This is a genomic window from Parasulfitobacter algicola (assembly GCF_013315265.1).
In the GTDB taxonomy this organism is placed as follows: domain Bacteria; phylum Pseudomonadota; class Alphaproteobacteria; order Rhodobacterales; family Rhodobacteraceae; genus Parasulfitobacter; species Parasulfitobacter algicola.
In genome coordinates, this window is the sequence record NZ_JABUFE010000010.1 from 1 (window position 1) to 21,326 (window position 21,326).

At 53.3% G+C, this 21,326-nt stretch carries 19 protein-coding genes and 3 pseudogenes; 12 read left to right on the top strand and 10 right to left on the bottom strand.

Annotated elements, in window-relative coordinates:
- From HRQ87_RS14800 to HRQ87_RS14815, 4 genes and pseudogenes are all read right to left on the bottom strand, one after another.
- A partial coding sequence (locus HRQ87_RS14800) for an IS110 family RNA-guided transposase (RefSeq protein WP_174139225.1) occupies positions 1-817 on the bottom strand: 817 nt, incomplete at its 3' end.
- A gap of 180 nt (positions 818-997) precedes the next feature.
- Complete coding sequence (locus HRQ87_RS14805; RefSeq protein WP_174139226.1) at positions 998-1,807, bottom strand: DUF1963 domain-containing protein; 810 nt, start codon at positions 1,805-1,807, stop codon at positions 998-1,000.
- 291 nt (positions 1,808-2,098) lie between these two features.
- Positions 2,099-3,139, bottom strand: a pseudogene (locus HRQ87_RS14810) (CaiB/BaiF CoA transferase family protein).
- A 59-nt stretch (positions 3,140-3,198) separates the two neighbouring features.
- Complete coding sequence (locus HRQ87_RS14815) at positions 3,199-4,362, bottom strand: amidohydrolase family protein (protein WP_174139227.1); 1,164 nt, start codon at positions 4,360-4,362, stop codon at positions 3,199-3,201.
- A gap of 148 nt (positions 4,363-4,510) precedes the next feature.
- Between HRQ87_RS14815 and fdxA the strand changes: the two are divergent.
- The 3 genes and pseudogenes from fdxA to HRQ87_RS14830 all read left to right on the top strand — a co-directional run bounded on the left by fdxA (position 4,511) and on the right by HRQ87_RS14830 (position 6,885).
- Positions 4,511-4,836: pseudogene (gene fdxA, locus HRQ87_RS14820) on the top strand (ferredoxin FdxA).
- 16 nt (positions 4,837-4,852) lie between these two features.
- The gene (locus tag HRQ87_RS14825; protein ID WP_174139228.1) at positions 4,853-5,662 is read left to right on the top strand and encodes a ferredoxin--NADP reductase; all 810 of its coding nucleotides are present in this window, start codon (positions 4,853-4,855) and stop codon (positions 5,660-5,662) included.
- Positions 5,663-5,671: 9 nt separating this feature from the next.
- Positions 5,672-6,885, top strand: a pseudogene (locus HRQ87_RS14830) (acyl-CoA dehydrogenase).
- Positions 6,886-6,953: 68 nt separating this feature from the next.
- Here HRQ87_RS14830 and HRQ87_RS14835 read toward each other — a convergent pair.
- The 6 genes from HRQ87_RS14835 to HRQ87_RS14860 all read right to left on the bottom strand — a co-directional run bounded on the left by HRQ87_RS14835 (position 6,954) and on the right by HRQ87_RS14860 (position 13,088).
- Positions 6,954-7,649, bottom strand: coding sequence for an ABC transporter ATP-binding protein (locus HRQ87_RS14835; RefSeq protein WP_174139229.1), 696 nt, complete (start codon positions 7,647-7,649; stop codon positions 6,954-6,956).
- Positions 7,642-8,373: an ABC transporter ATP-binding protein gene (locus HRQ87_RS14840; protein WP_174139230.1), complete on the bottom strand. Its 732-nt coding sequence runs from the start codon at positions 8,371-8,373 to the stop codon at positions 7,642-7,644. Before HRQ87_RS14840 ends, HRQ87_RS14835 begins: the two co-directional genes overlap by 8 nt.
- Complete coding sequence (locus tag HRQ87_RS14845; RefSeq protein ID WP_174139231.1) at positions 8,361-9,305, bottom strand: branched-chain amino acid ABC transporter permease; 945 nt, start codon at positions 9,303-9,305, stop codon at positions 8,361-8,363. Before HRQ87_RS14845 ends, HRQ87_RS14840 begins: the two co-directional genes overlap by 13 nt.
- The gene (locus tag HRQ87_RS14850) at positions 9,302-10,228 is read right to left on the bottom strand and encodes a branched-chain amino acid ABC transporter permease (RefSeq protein WP_174139232.1); all 927 of its coding nucleotides are present in this window, start codon (positions 10,226-10,228) and stop codon (positions 9,302-9,304) included. The genes HRQ87_RS14845 and HRQ87_RS14850 overlap by 4 nt, the downstream gene beginning before the upstream one ends.
- A gap of 40 nt (positions 10,229-10,268) precedes the next feature.
- The gene (locus tag HRQ87_RS14855; protein WP_174139233.1) at positions 10,269-11,570 is read right to left on the bottom strand and encodes an ABC transporter substrate-binding protein; all 1,302 of its coding nucleotides are present in this window, start codon (positions 11,568-11,570) and stop codon (positions 10,269-10,271) included.
- Positions 11,571-11,663: 93 nt separating this feature from the next.
- Positions 11,664-13,088 carry a hypothetical protein gene (locus HRQ87_RS14860; RefSeq protein ID WP_174139234.1) on the bottom strand — a complete coding sequence of 475 codons (1,425 nt, stop codon included), beginning with the start codon at positions 13,086-13,088 and terminating at the stop codon, positions 11,664-11,666.
- 29 nt (positions 13,089-13,117) lie between these two features.
- On the opposite strand from HRQ87_RS14860, the gene HRQ87_RS14865 reads away from it, so the two are divergent.
- The 9 genes from HRQ87_RS14865 (at position 13,118) to HRQ87_RS14900 (ending at position 21,317) form a co-directional block, all read left to right on the top strand.
- Entirely contained in the window at positions 13,118-13,882 is a 765-nt protein-coding gene (locus tag HRQ87_RS14865; RefSeq protein WP_174139235.1) for a copper chaperone PCu(A)C, read from the top strand.
- 172 nt (positions 13,883-14,054) lie between these two features.
- Entirely contained in the window at positions 14,055-14,270 is a 216-nt protein-coding gene (locus tag HRQ87_RS20605) for a DUF6194 family protein (RefSeq protein ID WP_343035315.1), read from the top strand.
- A gap of 503 nt (positions 14,271-14,773) precedes the next feature.
- Positions 14,774-14,992, top strand: a complete 219-nt coding sequence (locus tag HRQ87_RS14870) for a hypothetical protein (RefSeq protein ID WP_217430479.1) — start codon at positions 14,774-14,776, stop codon at positions 14,990-14,992.
- Positions 14,993-15,079: 87 nt separating this feature from the next.
- Positions 15,080-15,916 (top strand): DJ-1/PfpI family protein, encoded by an 837-nt coding sequence (locus tag HRQ87_RS14875; protein WP_217430469.1) that lies wholly within the window; start codon positions 15,080-15,082, stop codon positions 15,914-15,916.
- Between the two features lie 447 nt (positions 15,917-16,363).
- Positions 16,364-17,272: a LysR substrate-binding domain-containing protein gene (locus HRQ87_RS14880; RefSeq protein ID WP_174139236.1), complete on the top strand. Its 909-nt coding sequence runs from the start codon at positions 16,364-16,366 to the stop codon at positions 17,270-17,272.
- Positions 17,273-17,395: 123 nt separating this feature from the next.
- Complete coding sequence (locus HRQ87_RS14885; protein WP_174139237.1) at positions 17,396-18,556, top strand: ABC transporter substrate-binding protein; 1,161 nt, start codon at positions 17,396-17,398, stop codon at positions 18,554-18,556.
- Between the two features lie 65 nt (positions 18,557-18,621).
- Positions 18,622-19,611, top strand: a complete 990-nt coding sequence (locus HRQ87_RS14890; protein WP_174139238.1) for an ABC transporter ATP-binding protein — start codon at positions 18,622-18,624, stop codon at positions 19,609-19,611.
- Complete coding sequence (locus HRQ87_RS14895; RefSeq protein WP_174139239.1) at positions 19,604-20,521, top strand: ABC transporter permease; 918 nt, start codon at positions 19,604-19,606, stop codon at positions 20,519-20,521. Before HRQ87_RS14890 ends, HRQ87_RS14895 begins: the two co-directional genes overlap by 8 nt.
- Entirely contained in the window at positions 20,511-21,317 is an 807-nt protein-coding gene (locus HRQ87_RS14900) for an ABC transporter permease (protein WP_174139240.1), read from the top strand. The genes HRQ87_RS14895 and HRQ87_RS14900 overlap by 11 nt, the downstream gene beginning before the upstream one ends.
- Positions 21,318-21,326: the final 9 nt, after the last annotated feature.

A 21,326-nucleotide genomic window follows, 5' to 3' on the forward strand; every position in this document is an offset into this window, starting at 1 on the left:
TGGTATTACCACTGGAATGTTCGCTCGGCACCAGCCCGAGCCAGGCCATCAGCTGGCGGGGATTGTCAAAGCAGGTAATGTCACCGATCTCGGCCACGACTGTCGAAGCGATCGTGGTGTTCACACCGCGCAGGGCACGCAACGCGTCAACGACCGGTGCAAAATGCCAGTCCGGAATTGCTGCCTCAATAGCTTGATCCAATCTCGCAACCCTTTCTTCGGCCTGATCGATAGTGCGTTTGAGTTCCTCGAAAACGAGCTGTTGATGGTAAAAGCGGAAACGCCGCAGTTCTGCGAGCCATCGGCGGTGGCGCTTCGTCCAATATTGGCCGTTCTCATAGCGAAGACCGTGCCTGAGTAAGAAACTCAGCAGCTGCATTTTCGAGGCCTTCACCACATCGACAGCCTGTTTGCGCGCTCGGATCAGATCCCGCATCGCTTCCTGCTCTTCATCTGGTGTCCAGATTGGCGTCAACTCTCCAGCCCGCCAGAGCCGGGCCAGCATCTGCGCATCGCGCCTGTCAGTCTTGACCCTGTGACCGGCTTTGCGTGGGATCATCGATGGTGAGACCACCGCGCATTCAAATCCAAGTTTGGTCAGATGTCTGTGAAGGCCATAGCCGCAAGGACCAGCTTCATAACAAAATGAAGGGGTGTGCCCGTTCTTGATCAATGTCTTCGTAAGTCTCAGAGCAGCATCCGCCGAATTTACAACAGTGCCATAAAATCTGACTTCGCCACCGCGCCCGTCTTCTGCAACCGCCACAGCAATCGTGTCCTTGTGGACGTCCAGACCCACATGCAGCGTCTTGTTCATTTGCATTTCCTCCGTCGAAAAATCTTTAGTTCGTCGAGAAAAACACGGCAAACAGCGTTGCCGCAAAAACGCTCATCTGGCCTAAGCCCCGATCGGCTTAGCCGCCATTCGTGCGGAGTACGACGAATGGCCTGAAGGAGCCAAGAGTGCATGATGCTGCGCAATATGTGAATGTCGGCTTCAGTAGCAATCCCCTCTAATCACCCACGAATCCGAAGTCTTGAATATGTAGAATGAACCTGCATCGCCGAGAGACATTTTGCCTTTGTCGGTTGAGTCGACCTGAAAGAAAAACTGCGCGTCTTTGGGCCAGTTGGAACCCTGAATCCATGTTGGCCAACCGCCAATTTTAACCGGGTACTTGCTACGCAGTTCGTGGTATCTGTCAGATGAGTGTTTGCTACTAAAGAACCAATCATTTGCGGAAGCTCTGGCAACGTTTGTCGGCACTTCACCGGCCATGTCTTCCCAGCTTGGTTTCTCGGCTATCGTTTCACGCCAGAATACAGGAAATGTTGGTAAGTCGGAACTTTCCCTGTAGCCACCCCCAAGAGGGACAAGGTTTCTGACGTCGGTGTACGTCCGAACAAGAAATCCATTTCCGTTTTCTGCGCCCCAGAAAGTTGAGGATTGCAAATCCATCCAGATGTTTATGAGCGCAAGCCCTTCGAACGCGGGTGGAATTTCCGGTAACTCATCAACACGAATTTGCAGTACAGGATGCATCATTTGTCCCGACCGATTGCAAACAGGAACTTCCTCATCTTGCGCACCTAGAAAATTTCCACCCCACCAGCTTGTAGCCCTGTTTTCCTTTTGGGGTTTGCTCCCGCCGATCTCCCCTAGAATTGCAGTTTTCGCAAGCTCATTTAGTCGATGCATCGCCGTTTGCATCTCCTGATGTGTGGGTTCAACTGCCCTTGCTCCCACGATTTGAGGTGAAGAAACTGGTCGGGAAAATAGTGACTTGATCCAATCGAGAAACCGCATGTTATCGTCTTCTTTAGGTTACTGCACCCAAGGTATCCGGAAAGGCTGTGACGCGATAGCCGTCATTCGCCCTAACTCCGCGAACAGCAGCTCCGTCCCGCAAGTCGGAAAATGACTCTTGATACCGTGAACAGCTAGTGTGGGTATAAGGTGGCTTCTCTGAGATACTTTCCATAACAGCAAGATGATACGTCCAACCACACCGGTTTCACCGAGTGTGCACCCAGTCACACGCTGTAAACACAATCGTTCTTCTTGCGATACTGTCCTGCCTGCCATCGGGGTCAACGATTAAGTGTCCGGTTTTGCAGGCGATGCCTTGTCAAGAATGAGACGAGAGCGTGAGAATGTAATCGGCGTTCTAATACCCGACACCCCTTTGGGTGATATTAGCATCCCGCGATGGACGATCTGTGGGTCAGTCAGGGCCTCTTTCACGTCGTTGATGGGCCCGGCTGGGACTTCCGCGGCCTCCAACGCCTCCAAGATTTCCGCCTTTGTCCAACCGAACAAAAGGTTTGTCAAAAGCGCCGTCAGTGCCTTTCGATTTGCAACACGGTCAGGGTTCTGCTGGAACCTTTGATCCCCAGCAATCTGCAGCGCGCCTAGAACATCGCAAAGCGACTGGAATTGCCGATCATTCCCGCCGGCAATGATGATATGGCCGTCTGACGTTGGAAATGTCTGGTAGGGCACGATATTCGGATGGGCGTTTCCCAGTCGTCTTGGGGCCTGACCTGTCGCCAGATAATTCATCGCCTGATTGGCCAACACACCCGTCATACAGTCGAACAACGCGATATCGATCTGCTGACCTAGCCCGCTTTTTTCCCGCTCAGCCAAGGCGGCCTGAATACCGATGACACCATATAATCCGGAAAAAATATCGGCAAAGGCAATGCCAATTTTTTGGTGTGCGGCGTCTGGCTCCCCCGTCTGGCTCATGATGCCGGACATGCCTTGGATCAGAAAACGTAACCTGCGCGGTGTGCGTATGGTCCGTCCTGCCCAAACCCCGTGACCGAGCAATAGATCAGCCGCGGAAACATCTCGTGCAGGCTGTTGTCGTCGAGCCCGAATTTCTTCAGACCCCCGACCTTAAAGTTTTCGATCAAAACGTCGGCCTGCGCGATCTCTTCAATCAGCGCGGCCCGCGACGCCGGATCGTTGAAATCAACAGCAATGCTGTTCTTATCGCGATTGGCACGAAAGTAGGCAGCCGATCGATCGCCGTTATGGTCAATGAACGGTGGTCCCATGACCGGGTATTATCCCCCTGCGGCTTTCGACTTTGAGTACATCCGCACCCAGATCCGCCAAGGTCTGTCCGATCTATGGGCCAGCCAGAATCCGCGCGAGTTCAACGACTTTTAGGCCGGACAGTGGCGCGGTCATTTGACGTGCTCGGGAAACCTGTTTGCGGGTGGCGTGTTCCGGGATCGTTCGGTGCGGACGATACCGTCGATGATCGTCATGCCGACCCCGGGCAGATTGCCAAGTTGAATGGATTCCAGCATCGTCTTGCCAGGCGCATGTTGTGCCTGATCCAGCAGAACAAAGTCAGCGCTGTAGCCTTTTTCGATCAGACCGACATCCAGATTACGCTGTCGTGCGGTGTTTCCGTTGCCAAAGCAGAATGCCTGTTCAGCAGGAACATTGCCGAAGGCGGATAACATCGCAATCATCCGCAGGATACCCAGCGGCTGCACACCGGATCCCGCCGGACCATCAGTGCCAAGAATGACCTGATTGAGTTTTCCCAGCTCTCTTGCGGTGTTTACAGTCAGGACAGCAGCGCGCTCATTGCCGTTGTGCACAATTTCGAACGCGGCTTTGCAGCTTTCACACAAACAGATGATCTGATCGTCGGGCAGCGCGGAATGCCCGCCATTGATGTGCCCGATCACATCTGTACCGGTTTCCATGACCATATCTGCGTCAATCAGGCCTGACCCAGGAATAGATGGGCCACCTGTGTGGATCGTGCTTTGCATCCCGTATTTACGGGCCCACCCGACCATCTTTTGCGCGGTCTTACCATCCTTGACGGTGCCAAGTCCGACCTCGCCCAACAAGCGCACACCTGCCTTCGCCATCTCGGCAAAGTCTTCCTCGATCATGCCTTTTTCAATAACCGGCGCGCCGGCATGAACCTTGACGCCCGAAGGCCGGAAATTTTCGTACCAGCGTTGCGACGCAATCGCCATTGCCTTGAGCCCGACAATGTCTTTTGGGCGGCCCGGCATATGCACCTCACCGGCAGAGATCATGGTGGTAACGCCGCCATGCAATGTCGAATCGATCCAGTGAAGCTGTTGCTGGCGGGGGGTATAGTCGCCGACAACTGGGTGGACATGACTGTCGATCAGCCCGGGTGCCAACGTGACGCCCTTGGCGTCAACCTCGGTCGTGGCACCGCTGCAATCAAGGTCTTTTTCATTCCCCCATGCGTCGATTTTCCCATCAATAGCAATTAGGCAATTCCCGTCGAAAACAGGGCTTTCCAATTTACCCGACAGGATTTGGCCAATGTTTTTGATCACAAGTTTCTGCATGGGCAGCTCCGATTATTTGTTAGTATACGAATATATTTGACGTGTTGGCGTCAAGTGCTTTCGCCACTGATTGTCTGACGCGCAACCGGCTTGACAGGCCGGTGATACCCCGTTTATTTGTTTGTATACTAACGAATTTGGATTTACTATGACTTACGTTGTCACTGACGCCTGCATCAACTGTAAGTACCAGGATTGCATCTAGGTTTGTCCTGTCGATTGCTTTTATGAGGGCTAAAATGTGGTCTTCATCAACACCGAGGAATGCATCGACTGCGGGGGCTGTCAACCTGAATGCCCGGTTGATGCTATCAAGCCTGACACGATTGACGGCGCCGTTTTGTGGATCGCGTTGAACCAGAAGTTTGCCGAACAATGGCCCAACATTTGCGTCAAGAGGATCCGCCCACCGATGCTGACGATTGGCGCAACAAAACTGATAAGCTGGCGCTTTTGTCGGAAGCCCCGGCCTGACAAAAGGAGAAACCACATGCCGTTGGACAAATCAAAAGGTGACCGCGACTACCCTATCCCGGCAGGTGTATTTGCCGAAACGGTCACATCGGTCGAACATTACACCGACCGACTGTTCAAGTTCCGGATCACTCGCCCAGCGTCGTTCCGGTTTCGGTCCGGCGAATTCGTCATGATCGCTCTGCCGAATGCAGAAAAGCCCGTTTTTCGCGCCTACTCCATCGCCTCGCCCAGCTGGGACGAAGAGTTGGAGTTCTATTCCATCAAGGTCCCTGATGGGCCACTGACCGAGCATCTGCAGAAGATCAAGGTCGGCGATACGATGCTGATGCGCAAAAAACCCACGGGCACACTGGTGAATGACGCATTGCTGCCGGGCAAGAGGTTGTGGATGTTTTCAACAGGCACCGGCATCGCCCCCTTTGCTAGCCTGATCCGGGACCCCGAAACCTACGAGAAGTTTGACGAGGTTATACTGACGCACACATGCCGCGACGTCGGTGAATTGAAGTACGGTCAGGACCTTGTCGCTGACCTCAAAGATGACCCTTTGGTCGGAGAATTCGCCCAAGGCCTGCGCCACTACTGCACCGTGACCCGCGAAGACTATCCATTTCAGGGGCGCATCACCGATTTGATGGCGTCGGGCAAGGTGTTCAAAGATCTGGACCTGCCCCCGATTGCGTCAGAGACGGATCGGGGCATGATTTGCGGCTCAATGGAGATGCTACGCGACACCAAAGCCATGCTAGAACAGTTCGGCCTTGTCGAAGGCGCGAACAACCGCCCCGACACGTTTGTCGTCGAACGCGCATTTGTCGATTAGGAGACTGATATGGCCAAGGATCTATCCGCCCACAGCAAACCGGACCTTGGCCCGTTCAACTGGGCCGATCCGTTCTTGCTGAATGACCAGCTCCGCGTGGACGAGCGTATGATCCAGAACAGTGACCGCGCCTATGCGCAGGACAAACTGTTGCCGCGTGTCATGTGTGCGTTTTAGAACGAAACCACCGACCCCGCCATTTTTGCCGAAATGGGCGAAATGGGTCTGCTCGGTACGACGATCCCCGAAGAATACGGGGGATTGGGCGCAAATTACGTGGCCTACGGTCTTGTCGCCCGCGAGGTTGAACGCATCGACAGCGGCTATCGGTCGATGATGTCGGTGCAGTGCAGCTTGGTGATGTATCCGATTTATGCCTACGGAACCCAGAAACAGCGGCAGAAATACCTGCCCAAACTGGCCAGCGGCGAAAGCATTGGCTGCTTTGGCCTGACGGAACCCGATGCCAGGTCTGATCCGGATGTTATGAAAACCACGGCACGCAAGACGGATGGCGGGTATGTCCTGAACGGTTCCAAAATGTGGATTTCGAACGCGCCGATCGCAGATGTCTTCGTTGTTTGGGCCAAGTCTGATGCCCACGGCGGAAAGATCAAAGGGGTCGTTCTGGAAAAGGGATGAAGGGGCTATCCGCTCCAAAGATCACGGGCAAGATGTCCTTGCGCGCTTCGGTCACCAGCGAAATCGTAATGGATCAGGTCGAAGTCGGCGACGATGCATTGCTGCCCGATGTCTAAGGACTCAAAGGGTCGTTCGGCTGTCTGAACCGTGCGCGATATGGCATTGCCTGGGGTGTGATGGGCGCAGCCGAGGAATACTGGCATCGCGCCCGACAGTATGGTTTGGATCGCAAACAATTCAACAAACCCTTGGCTGCAACCCAGCTTTTCCAGTTGAAACTGGCCAACATGCAGACAGAAATCGCGCTGGGGCTTCAAGCGGCATTGCGGGTCGGGCGTTTGCTGGACACAGCAAGCGCAGCGCCCGAAATGATCTCAATGATCAAGCGGAATAACTGCGGCAAGGCGCTGGACATCGCGCGCGTCTCACGGGACATGCATGGGTGCAACGGCATCAGCCAAGAATACCATGTTATGCGCCATATGGTGAACCTTGAAACGGTAAACACCTATGAAGGCACCCATGATGTGCACGCGCTGATCCTCGGGCGGGCGCAGACGGGGCTTCAGGCATTTGTATGAGAACGGATACCAACAAGAACCTGATCGACGGAGTCTGCCCAAGTGATCAGGCGGGCTTTTTTGCGCCTTCAGACGCCCAAATGCTGCGCGATGATTGATGGATCCTGCTTTAGCGTAGCCGCATCCGTTGTTCTGACATCGCGACCATTTTCAATGAATGTCACGCGGTCGGCAATCGACAGGACGGCATCAACCCGCTGTTCGACCAGTATGATGGCGAACCCTTCATCCCGCATCTTCACGATCACCTGACGGATCTGTTCGATCATGGACGGCTGGAGACCTTCGGTCGGTTCGTCTAGCAGTAACACTTTCGGTCTGAGACATAGCGCACGCGCTGTGGCCAGCATCTGCTGCTCTCCACCCGACAGGGTGCCGGCCTGCTGATCAAGTCGTTCTCTGAGCCGGGGGAACAAATCCAGCACCCAGTCACGGGTATCCCGGCTTTGCTTGCGGGTCATTAGACCGATTTCAATATTCTCATCAACGGTCAGTTCCTTGAAAAGCCTGCGACCCTGCGGGATATACCCGATCCCTTGTCGCGGCACGTGATGGGCTGGAAGCCGGTGCAGTTCCTGTCCTTCAAGCGTGACAGTGCCAGACGTGACAGGCAGCAAGCCCATGATTGCCTTCATCATGGTTGTCTTACCTGCACCGTTCCGGCCCAGAAGGCACAGAATTTCCGAAGACTGTGCCTTGAGCGACGCACCATAAAGCACTTTGACGGGGCCATATCCGGTATGGATATCGTTGACTTCAAGCATCTACCGTCTTTCCAAGATAGGCCGCTTGCACCGATGCATTTGCGCTGATTTCCGCGGGCGTGCCTTCGGCGAGCAACATTCCCTGATCCAGCACCGCGATATGATCAGCGGTGTCCATGACCACTTTCATGTTATGCTCAATCAGAAGTATCGTCGTATGCCCGGCAAGTGATCTGATCAGCGTGATGAAGTCGTTGATTTCTGTTTCAGCCAACCCTTGCGTCGGCTCATCCAGAATGAAGAGTTTCGGTTCTTGGGCTAGGCCCATGGCTATTTCCAGAAGGCGTTGGTGACCATAGCTCAGATCACCTGCGATCTGATCGGCACGATCAGCGATGCCTACTTGATCGAGTGTCTGATACACCTTTATGTTTAGTGTATTGCCGTCCGCCGACATTGTACGACCTGCGGCGAGGGCTACGTTTTCATGCACGCTTAACCCGGTAAAGATCGATGTGATCTGAAACGTATAGGCCAGCCCAAGCTGTATCCTTTTGTGGGCAGGCAAGTGGCTGATATCGCGACCCTCAAAGATAACGCTGCCCTGTGTGGCAGATGTGCGTCCGCTCAACATGCCGACAAATGTCGATTTGCCAGCGCCATTTGGCCCGATCAGCGCGGTTACCAGCCCCTTCTGCAATGTAAAATCAATGTTGGTATTAGCCTGCAAACCGCCATAGGTTTTCGTCAAACCCTTAGTCTCAAGAAGTGTTAAGGCAGCCATGGCCACACCTTTGCTTGAAGAATACCGGCGATCCCGCGTGGTGCGAACATTGTCAGAATGACAAGCGCGAGGCCTGCAATAAGCATGTAAGCACTTGTGTAAGCGCTTGATGCGTCGATCAGGTAGAACATGAACGCCACCCCGATCAGAGGTCCGATTGTCTTGCCTGCCCCCCCGAGCAAGACCCACAAAAGCGGCAGAATTGAATACTGTACCGAGGCAAAAGTTGCCCCGACATAGCCAAATAACAGTGCGTAAAGTGCGCCAGCAACGCCTGAGACAGTGCCCGAGATGATCACAGCCAGCAGCTTGTAGCGCCAGACGTCATAGCCTAGCATACGGGCGCGTTCCTCATTTTCGCGGATGGCCACAAGGCGCTTGCCAAAAGACGACTGAACCAATGCCGCAAATGAAATAAGGCAGATGGAAAATGCCCCGAAGGCAACAAAGTAACGACCGGCCTCGGTTGTAACATCAAAGTTTAGCAGCATCCGTTCGGCCTGTTGCAGCACGAAACCTTCGTCCCCGCGGGTGTATTCGCCAAAATACAGAACGACCAAATAGATGGTTTGCGCAAACATGAGTGTCACGATCATGAAGGACACGCCAACTGTACGCAGCGCCAGCAAGCCAACCAAGACGCTCAACACTGCGGCGCTGAGTATTCCGATACCGAATGCCGGTATGACAGAAACGCCCAGAAATTTGATCGAAAGGCCAAGCCCATACATGCCCGCTGCGAAAAACATCGCATGCCCCAGGCTCAGCAAGCCCGTGTAGCCGAACAAAATATTCAGCCCGATGGCGTAGATCGCCAGCACCATAATACGCGACAGCGCCCCGACGTGGTAGGCTGGCAGGATGAAAAAACAAGCCAACAGAAACAGCAGTATGCCAAAATGAAGGGTGTTGATTTTGCCTGCCACTGTCATGTCTCGGCCTTTCCCATCAACCCTTGCGGTCTGAACACCAGGATCATCGCAACAAGAAAGGTGGCGATGATCTGAGCCAGCGTTGGCGAGAAAAAGACAGAAATGATCCCATCGCTCATCCCAATCAGAAATGCGGCGATGACGGTACCCGGCAGGCTTCCCAATCCACCGATGATCACCACGGTGAATGCCATCAGCAAGGGGTCTGCACCCATCAGATAATGGGCCTGTTGAATCGGGACAACCAGCACGGCACCCAACGCGGCCAGTGCAGCACCCAGACCAAAGACACAGGAATAGACTGTGCCGACCGGTACGCCAAAGGCCTTGGCCGTTTCGCTGTCTTGCTGGGTAGCCCGCATAATCAGGCCGATTTTTGTACGCGTCAGAAAAAGCCAGAGCGCAAGAAGGACCGTCAACGCAGCAAAGATTACGAACAGTTTGTAGCTGGTGATGCTTAGTCCCCACGGCCAGATCATTTGAAGTCCACCCTCGCTGAACTCAAACCAAGGCAGCGCCAAACGCTGATTAAAGGGGGCCTCAACCGGTCGTGCTTCGGGGCCAAACGTCATCAAAGTCGTTTGCTGAATGATAAACAGAATCCCGATTGTACCGACAATCGTGCGATCCGGGTCATAGTTGATCCGCTTCAGAATAAGCTGATCTGAAACCGCCGCGATCAATCCAACAACCAAAGGTGCAATGACAAGCGCTGCTGCAAACCCAATAGCAGGATGACCGCCCAGCATCTTGCTGACATACCATGCCAGCACGGCACCAAGCATAAAGAACTCTCCATGCGCCACGTTCACGACGCGCATAACGCCGAAAACGATGCTTAACCCCATTGCTGTCAACACAAGGATAGAAGCGATGACCGTACCCTCTAGGGTGGCGAGCATCAGATGCGGTCCGAAATCCATCTAAACAACTCTTTTTTACTTTTCAGTGTGCCGGGGATAGTCAGAAAGACTGCGTTGTGTAATCAACCTCGTCTTCGTACAGACCGTCTTCGATCGTGGCGACATGTTCGACCACCATCTTCCCTTCTGTGACCTTCGAGATGAACTGTTGACCAAACACCTGATGGGTCTTGCCGTTGAAACGTTTGGCGCCTTGAGGATGATCCAGCGATTCAGGCATGTCAGACATCGCCTCGACCGCCTCGATCAGTTTGGTCCGATCTTGTGGGCCCTGATAGTCGGCAGCCTCCATGCCAGCCTTGATCACATTCAGCGTTTCCCAACAGCCAAACATATGGGCATAGGTTGACACGTCAGCAGGATCATCAAGTGACGCCCCCCTGTCATCGCAGCCAACTGCCGCGCGATAGGTCTTCTCGGCCTCGCTTTGATTATCCTGAACGTGACGCGGCATGCCTTCCCAGAAGTACGTACTTTCCAGGAATTCCAACCCTGGGCTATCAATGCCAACAGCTTCAAGACTGTCGATGAACCCAAAGAGCTCTGGTCGGCTTGGGCCGAAGAACTCGCCCATTTCCTTTACAAATGTCAGAACAGCAGGACCAACCATGACATGATAAATCACTTCTGTCTCACGCGGAATGCTGGGGAAATAACGGGTAAATGATGTCTCGGTCGGCGGGATCGCGATTTTTGCGACAACTTCACCGCCCTGCGCCTCGATGGCCTGTGTAAAGAAATCTCGATGATCGTGCCCAAACGCAAAGTCGGGAAAGATCATCGTGACCTTCTTGCCAAGGTTGTTGGCGATGAAGGGTGCCATCGAAACCACCTGACTTTTCACATCAGTGATTCCCGGTTGCAGCGTATAGCGATTGAGCATGCCGCTTGCCACATGATGCCCTTCGGAAACAACAAAATACGGCAGTTTCAGCTCTGCCGCGCGCGGAGCTGAGCCAATCACGACGTGGCTGAACAATGTGCCAAAAGCAACGTCGCAGCTATGCAGTTTCTCGAACTTTTCCAATGCTTCGGCACCGCGACTTGGATCAGTGCCGTCATCTTCGGTCACAATCTCAACCGGTCGTCCATTGATCCCACCACTGTCGTTGATCCGCTGGATAGCGGCGGTTGTCGTTGCGTCATACCAGCGGCCGTAGGCGGCACCGATCCCTGTCGCATGTTTCTGAAATCCAATCTTGATGGGTGCAGAGCTTTGCGCCTGGGCAAATCCCATTGCCCCCGGCATCAGCCCACTTGTCGCCAAAGCGCCTGCACCAACGCCCAATCCCAGCAGGGCCTTACGACGTGATACAGCGTTTTTTGTCGTTTTGATCGTCATCTTTATCTCCCTTGTCGTCAGCGCGATCTTACGCCGCGTATTTCGATTCAGTATTGTGTGTGTACTAACGAGTTGTCTACATCTTTTTTTGAACTATCCGCCCTTTGGGCTCGCCAGCAGCCATAATCCGAAAATTGTATAAAATATCATCAGTATGGAAACACCGACCTGCAACATGATGACATCTCTGGCTGTTTCGCAGTGCTGCTCTGCAACCCGATGCCCCAAAAGGACGGCCCAAACATGTGACAGGACCACGGCACTGGCCTGTGTCAACCAGATCATTTTTACTGTATCAGGCTGGGCCAAAAACCCCGTTGTCACCTTGACAGCATTTAATCCGAACAGATTCCACCCCAGCGCAAAGGGGTCTGCCAAGGTCGCTAAAGTGACCCGAATCTGGACTAAAAAAGTGACATAGTAATGCGCGAAATGATAACCTAGCCCGATCGGTAACAAAGTGATCGCAAAGCTCCGAAACATATTAGATAGGCGCAACCGGTGTTGCGGGTGAACAATCCGCACGGCCGCAATCCCCACCCCAATCGCAAAAGTGTAGATGATCACCAGCATAAGCAGGATCAGATACAAGCCGATCAGATTTGGCCAATAGACAGCTGATCGCCCCGGAAATTCCAAAGGGTTTATTCCAAGCTGGTCCAACCACCAGAACGTTTCGTTCAGGCCATCAAAGCTGCCCGCGGCAAGCAGCAAAAGGCAGAAAACCGCCCGGCTAGTATCAAGTGGTGCCTCTGTCACAGCCTGCCAGCCGGGCATGCCCACTCGCCCCGATGTGACAGGCCGCAGACGTGACAGCAGATTGAACATGACCGTGATGCATTCGACCTGATTAAGCCATGGTTTCGCCCCGAAAACGATCACACCGGCAAAGTTGATCGCCCAGTAGCATGAGATAACGTAGGCCAATCTTGGCGGATCGTTGGGCGCGACATCGGCCAGCAGAAAGTTTTGAAAGAGTGCGAACAAAATGACCGCCGGCCACGCCGCACACCATTTCGGCAGACGGGCCAAGCCGTCGCTATCACCGAAAAGGTAATGTGCCAGCCCGCGCCATGGATTGATCCATCGCCAGATATCAAAAAGCGTTCCCTGAATGATGAACACAGCGATCCAGAAGACTGTCCAGAATACCAATGGCATCAGGTTACTTTGCGGATCGGTTGGTCCCGCAAACCCGATTGCGATCAAACCGAATAAGACAAGTGTCCAGACAAGAGACGAAAGATGCGCCAAGTCCATCTTTGTCGATGGTGCGCCGATTCTGAACGGCCTACTTTTGAAAATTTGCGCCAGTGCCCCGTGTCGCAACACCAACATCAATAGCATCGATACAAATACACTCAACGTGCCTGCGATCGTATAAGCGGTTGTCGGTAGCAAAAGCACGAAGCCCTGCTCGGCCGGATGCGCGATGGCGGGACCAGACCGCACCATCAAAGCCGCAGCAGTGGCGACAATTAACGAGTTGCTGCGCCGCATCATATTGTTAGTATACACATGATATCCAAGCTTGGAGCAAGAGATTTATGAAACGCATCATTGCAGTTGCTTTAATGATCGGCGCGGGTCTTACGGCTTTATACATGACAGGATTGCCAAAATCCGACATCGTTTTATCCAATGCCCGGGCAGTTCAGATCGACGGACGCCCCAACATGTTCGTGGTGACAATGACCATTCAGAATGATGGCGGGCCAGCCGTGCTGTCGTCCGTCAGCTCTCCACAGGCCATGTCGGTTTCGCTCATGAACCCGTTAGGCGGCGATGGTCCATTCGTTGTTCCGGGCGGTACCACAAGCGAGATCGCGATGGACGGCGCGCATGTCATGCTCATGACCGACGGCCAGTCGTTTTCAGAAGGATCGCTTTTGCCAATGGTCGTGACATTTGCTGATTACGGCGATGTTTCGACCCAAGTTTTGAATGCCACTGCCGATGTGATGACGATGAACCACAGCGCGGCCAATGGCGTTCAAGTCCCGAATACGCCAACCGTTGCAATCTTTGCCCCTGAAGGCATGACGGCAGATGGTGGCGAGCTTCTGGTTGAAACAGACAATTTCGTTTTCCGCCAAGCTGCGGAAATGGTGCCGCATGTCGACAACGAAGGCCATGCGCATGTCTATCTGAATGGCCTGAAGCTTGGGCGGCTTTACGGGTCCACCATGCAGATTGGACCATTGCGGCCGGGGCAGTACACACTCTTGGTTTCCCTGAATACAAACGACCACAGGCCCTATGTTGATGACACCGGCGCTGTGTCAGATACGCTGACGTTTGAGATCCCATAGTCGAGGTAGATCGGTGGTCTCAACAACAGCTGTCTGCCTGAGGCCAGCCGCCCGCTGACGCAGATACGGATAAGGGTTTGACGTGATAAATCTGTCTTTTTCGAAACGGCACCGGGGCCATCACCGAGACTCAGCAGATACACGGCCAAGTCAAAGGTTTCACGATCATAAGATGGCTTACGCCCACGGAAGCGATCACCCTTTTCTTTTGCACCTGCGATATCTTGAGCTCTTTGGTCCACCAACACCTCGACTTGGAAAGGGGGGTGTCATCGAAGGCAATTGGCACTTCACGGCGAAAAACACTCTTACCCCGCATCCGATTTATGGTTGGATGTCTTGGTTCTCAATCTTGAACCTACAGGGATGTGAAGGGGCTAACAATTGATACAGCACGTCGTCGAAAAAAGCTAATTGCCGCATCGACAGCCCTATGCAGATCAAGTAGCGGTTTTGCATGAGCGCGACTATCCGAACTGTTTCAAAATTCTGCGCGATCTTCGCGCTTGCAGTGGCTGTGATCGCTTCTACGTTCGCGCATACTCATGTTAAAGTTCCGCTCACGCCAGAACTTGCTGAATACGTTGCGATGGGTGGCTCGCTAGAGGACCTCTGCGGCGGTAGTGGTGAACAAGACAACGCGGCGGGCCAAAAATGTGAGGCCTGTCGATTGTTGGGCGCTGCAGTCGTACCCCGCACCGGTCATGACGTCCCAAATGAGGTCTTACTTTCTATCAATTGCGTGTCTTTCGTTGCAAAGCGGTTGCACGAGACATGGCCTCTTGATCCAGTACGCCTGACACGAGCTCCACCTCAAGTCTGATCCCTTCCCAAATTTTGTTCAGATCAGAACCTGCCAGAAGCGCGGGTCAAAAAGCTTGGAGTCAACACATGACTTGCACCGACATCAACGCACAGCCAGAGGGCCGCGTCAATAAACTCTACTCTTCGGCACCGCCGATGCCAAAAGAGCGACCGCTTTGGCAAGGTGCCGTGCTTGTGGGGCGGGCCGTCGCAATGGCCTTCCCGATGGCAGGGGCGGCACTTCTGACGGTGCTCGTAATTGACACGTTGATCCTGTCCAGCTGGCTCGCTTACGCCAAAGCCTGACCTGAAATCAACCTGTGCTGGCTGCTGCAAGAATGCTTCGGCGGCCGCTTACACCTTATTTAACAACCCTATTCTGGAGGCACCAAAATGATGAACCGACGCAACTTCGCACTGCTTATGGCCGCTGGCGCTATGTCGTCAGCGCCCCTTCGATCTGCAAAAGCGCAGATGGCGCTGCCTGAAGGATCTGCCCGTGCCAGTTTAACCCAACCCATACACGATATGTCCGAATGGCCAGCGGAATGGACAGGGTCAGAAAGTATCGTAATGCTGGCCTATCCCGGCATGACCGCCCTCGACTTAGTTGCACCTCAGTACATGTTTGGCAGTCTTTGGGGCGCAACTGTGAAAATCGCAGCCAAGACACTGGACCCAATTGTTAGCGATACGCGACTCACCATTATGCCTGACGTAACGCTTGATGAGGCGGATGCTTCGCCAGACGTCTTGTTCGTTCCGGGCGGCATCTCAGGCACTCTCAATGCGATGGAAGACCCCGAGACCATCTCGTTCCTCGAATCTCGTGGCGCTGAAGCGAGATATGTCACATCAGTCTGCACCGGAGCGTTGCTTCTGGGACAAGCTGGGTTACTGGACGGGTACCGCGCGGCTACGCATTGGTTGGCTATGGGTTCTCTGGATGCATTTGGTGCTGAGGCAATCGATGCGCGCGTCGTCCGCGACCGTAACCGAATTACCGGGGGTGGCGTCACGGCCGGTCTCGACTTTGGGTTGACGATAGTTGAAGAGCTTCGAGGTACGGAATACGCGCAATCTATCCAACTATTGGCTGAGTACGCACCCGAGCCACCTTTATCAGCGGGAACACTGACCAGTGCACCGCAGGAGGTCAGCGCGCGCATGGTGGCGATGTTCCCCGGTTTTGATGCTCATGTCAGGGCGATTGCAGCTACACGCCTGTAATCTGGTCTTCCTGAGCGAGTTTCTGGCGCGAGGGTTGAGACCCTCGGGCCGATATCTGTTTGAGGATTCACCATAATTCAAATCAGTCAGATACCAGCTGACATCTGAGACCACCGTAAGTTGGGGTGAACGTCGTGCTTCTACAATCCTGAGCGCACCTTTGATCCAGGGACCTATTTTGCGACGATCAAGCAGAGCGATGGCGACAACGACAAGGCGTCTGGCGTTTGAGCAGAGCCTCGGACTATGCTCCTCTCGGGTGAGGAGTACCAATATGTTTACCAATAGCCCAACCGCTAATTGTTCTGATCTGGTCGATTTCGGACCGCTTTCTAGCTTGAACGCGTTTGCAGTGGCCGACTGCTGCTATATGTTATGTAACTCTGCTTGGCAGCGATATTTTAGAGATGCGCTGGGGCCCTGTAAGGAGATAGGAGGCATATCTTAATGGCGTTCACCTTACGTCAGTTAAACTACTTCGTAGTCGTGGCTGAACATGGCTCAGTCAGCCATGCGGCCAGAACCCTTTCCATTTCCCAAAGTGCTATCACTGAAGCGGTAAAAGAACTGGAGGCGGATCTAGGTGTTAAGTTGTTCGAGCGTCATTCACGAGGATTGAACATTACGCATGATGGGCATCAATTTTTGCGCCATGCCTCATCAATATTGGGTAACGTCTCAAGTGCTCGGCACGCATTCAGATCACGGCGTGATGCCGTGTTAGGTAATTTGCATCTTGGCGTGACCTCACTGATGGCTGGATATGTTTTGTCTGATCTTCTGGCAAAATTCCGACGGGTAAACCCGCAGATTAATGTGACCGCGATAGAAGACAACGGCGAGTACCTTGAACATCTATTGATCGGCGGTGAGTTGGACGTGGCGGTAATGATTACCTCCAACTTGCGCGAGAAGAGCGCGCTACATGTCGAGATTTTGGACGTCTCTCCATTCCGGCTGTGGTTGCCGTTAGGCCATGCGTTGACGCAACAAGAAAGTATCACCCTCGCAGATGTGGCCAAGGAACCCTTGATCATGCTGAACATGGACGAAATGGAAAAAGAGGCCGTAAATGCGATCTCTGCTCTGATGAGCCGCCCGAACATTGCCTTTCGAACCCGGTCTGTCGAAGCCGTGCGTTCACTAGTCGCGACTGGTGCAGGCGTGGCGATGTTGCCCGACCTTGTCTACCGCCCATGGTCGCTGGAAGGTGATAAAATTGATGCGCGTGATGTATCTGGTGAATTGCCAGTAGTGCATGTTGGGATTGTGTGGCGCAAAGGGTCGCCCTTACCGGACAGCGCCAGAGAGTTTATCACAATCGCCCAAGCTCATCAGTCTAAGGGGGATAAATGATATCGAATTTTCCGATATTACGTTTCTGACTATTGAATTTGCGAATTCATGGGGAAGACTGCAAGCTGTTGGTAACTTGAAAGGCGCAACGTACGCCCAAAATTCCTAACAGGGAGAACTGCTATGTTAAAGGCACTCAAATCTTGTACTGCAATGACCATCGCTGTCGTCGTCGGTGTACAACCCGCCATCGCGCAAATGGTCACAGAAGTTGGTCCCGGTGAGGGCGAAGTGAACATTGTAGCATGGCCAGGCTACATAGAACGCGGCGAGACGGTTGAGACATTCGATTGGGTGACCGGGTTCGAGGAAGCAACTGGTTGCATGGTCAATGTCAAAACGGCCAATACGAGCGATGAGATGGTCGCGCTGATGAATGAAGGTGGCTTTGACCTTGTGACCGCGTCTGGTGATGCGAGCTTGCGTATGGTTGCGGGCAATCGTGTTCAGCCGATCAACATTGATCTGATCCCAAGCTGGAGCACCGTTGATGACCGCCTGAAAGAGGCACCCTGGCACTACGTAGATGGTGTCCATTACGGAACGCCCTATATGTGGGGGCCAAATGTATTGATGTATTCTACTGAGGTCTTTGATGAGGCTCCGACCAGCTGGAACGTCGTGTTTGAAGAAATGAATTTGCCCGATGGTGAACCCAACGAGGGCCGCGTACAGGCTTACGATGGTCCGATCCATATCGCGGATGCCGCCAATTATCTGATGTATCATCAGCCCGAACTGGGAATCACGTCCCCCTATGAGTTGACGCAAGTTCAATACGATGCCGCCCTTGATCTGCTGCGTGTCCAGCGCCAATTGGTCAGCCGCTACTGGCACGATGCATTCATTCAAATCGACGACTTCAAGAATGAAGGTATGGCGGCGTCAGGTTCTTGGCCGTTCCAAGTCAATCTCTTGCAGGGTGACGGTGCCGCAGTTGCCTCCACCATCCCGCAAGAGGGTGCGACCGGCTGGGCGGACACCACGATGATGCACGTTGATGCGGAAAACCCGAACTGCGCGTATATGTGGATGGAACATTCGCTGGCGTCTAACCTGCAATCTGACTTGTCAGTCTGGTTCGGGGCGAATCCTGCGGTTCCAGCGGCGTGTACGGATGGGCGTGGCATGCAAACCGCCGAAGGCTGCACCAAAAACGGGTTTGATGAGTTTGATCGGATCAAATTCTGGACAACACCGGTGTCGTCTTGCGAAAGCCAAGAGGAATGCGTGCCGTATTACCGTTGGGTGTCCGATTACATCGGTGTCATCGGCGGGCGCTAAACGCCAATTTAGCTGAAAAAGCCCTGCCAGATTACTAGGCAGGGCACATTTTGACCGGATTAAGTATGACAGTAGCAGTTAAATTCAGCGGCGTTTCGCGGCATTTCGGAAAGGTCCGCGCGGTTGACAACGTCGACCTGGACATTGCCGAAGGGGAATTCTTCGCAATGTTGGGCCCGTCGGGCTCCGGTAAAACAACCTGCCTGCGCCTTATCGCGGGGTTTGAAAGGCCCACTGCAGGCACAATCGAGGTGTTTGGCCAAAATATGGGGGACGTCCCGCCATATAAACGCGAGATCAACACTGTCTTTCAAGACTATGCCCTTTTTCCGCATTTGAATGTCATTGATAACGTCGCCTACGGTCTGATGATCGCGGGCCAGTCCAAATCTGTCCGCCAAAAAGCAGCAGATGACGCGCTAGAGATGGTTGCTTTGGGAGGGTATGGGCTACGCAAGCCATCCGAACTGTCTGGCGGTCAACGCCAGCGAGTAGCTCTTGCGCGCGCAATCATCAACAAACCCAAGGTTTTGTTGTTGGATGAACCCTTGGGCGCGTTAGACCTAAAGCTGCGAGAGCAGATGCAGGAAGAGCTTAAAGTTCTACAAAAACAACTTGGTATTACGTTCGTATTTGTAACCCACGATCAAGGCGAAGCTTTGTCGATGGCCGACCGTGTCGCTGTGTTCAACGAAGGTGGCATTGCGCAGATCGCAACCCCACACGAATTGTATTTGCATCCGCAGACGCCATTTGTTGCTGATTTTGTGGGATCGTCCAACGTTTTGCCCGCGCCATTTGTTAAAAAGATTGTCGGTGCTTCCTATCCGGCAAGCCTTCGTCCCGAAGCTATTCAGATTTCAAGCCAAGGCCACGCTGGCGTTGTGCGTAGCGTGAACTTTCTGGGCAGTGCGACGCGACTATCTGTGCAGTTGGATGCAGTCACTCTTACCGTTTTATGTCCCCTGTCAGATAGCGTTCCCAATATTGGCGAAACGATCTACTTGTCATGGGAAAGCGCTGATATGCATGTAATGGAGGGGGTTAATGTCTGATACTCTACTCGGTCGTATATCAGACACCCTTTGGCGTAACCCACGCCTCTTAATTGTGGCGCTACTTGCCCCGCCTGTGGCGTGGCTTGGAATTATCTACCTTGGCTCACTTTTTGCATTGCTCGCGCAAAGCTTTTTTTCGATTGATGAGTTTTCGGGCCTTATCAATTACGAGTTCACGTTGAAAACCTATGGCGAACTGTTCAAGGCCTACAACCTCGACATCATAGTGCGCACCGTCACTATGGCATTGGCCGTCACGATTGGTGCTGCGATCATCGGGTTTCCTGTTGCCTATTTTGCCGCGCGATATGCTCGCGGGCCGTGGAAAGCACTCTTTTACCTCGGTGTAATGTTGCCTTTGTGGTCAAGCTATCTGGTAAAAGTTTATTCATGGAAATTGATCCTAGCCAAAGAAGGTATTTTGAATTGGTTGTTCGAAACCTTACACCTTAGCCGGTTGTTGAACGCCTATTTGTCACTGCCTATCGTCGGGGGCAATTCTCTATCGGTCAGCACGACCGGAACATTCCTTGTGTTCCTCTATGTCTGGCTACCCTTCATGATCCTTCCCATTCAGGCTTCGTTGGAACGCGTGCCACACTCGATGCTTGAAGCCTCGGGTGATCTGGGGGCAACACCAGTGCAGGCATTTCGTACCGTGCTTCTGCCTCTTGCGTTCCCCGGCATAATCGCAGGTTCCATCTTTACGTTCTCTCTGACATTGGGCGACTATATTATCCCTCAGATTGTCGGATCTTCGCGACGTTTCATTGGGCAAGCTGTCTACCAATACCAGGGCACTGCAGGAAACATCCCACTCGCCGCTGCATTTGCCGTTGTCCCAATTATTATCATGGGTCTCTATCTGTGGTGGGCCAAACGCAAGGGAGCATTCGATGCACTCTGATCGGGCGCCTTTCGGCTTGAAAATTGCAGCGATCGCCGGGCTCGCATTTATGCACCTGCCGCTTTTGCTTATTTTTGTCTACGCATTCACCACTGAAGACAAATCCTATCAGTGGCCACCCCCTGGGCTGACTTTGGAGTGGTTTGCTGTGACATGGGCGCGCGAAGACGTATGGGAAGCACTGTCTCTCTCAGTGAAGGTTGCGTCAATCTCAACGGTTATCGCTTTGATCCTTGGCACCTTATGTGCGGCAGCTATCAGTCGAACTAGGTTCTTTGGACGTGAAGCGGTATCACTCATGGTAATCCTGCCAATTGCCCTACCAGGGATCATCACGGGTATCTCATTGCGCTCGGCCTTTAACTTAGCAGATATTCCATTCAGCTTTTGGACTATTGTTCTGGGCCACGCCACGTTCTGCGTTGTGGTTGTTTATAACAACGCTGTTGCGCGGTTCCGTCGTGTGTCGGGATCTCTGGTCGAGGCGTCCATGGATCTTGGCGCCAATAGCTTCCAGACGTTCCGCCATGTAATTTTGCCCAATATAGCGACTGCCCTGCTCGCGGGTGGCATGCTCGCTTTCGCACTGTCTTTCGATGAGGTTATCGTAACGACCTTTACCGCCGGACAGCAACAAACCCTACCGATCTGGATGCTCGAAGAACTCGTACGGCCACGCCAGCGCCCCGTAACAAACGTTGTTGCGATGATCGTAGTTATGGTCACCTTTCTGCCTATCCTTGGAGCCTACTACCTCACACGGGGCACTGACTCTGTTGCCGGGCAAGGCAAATAATTCTTAACA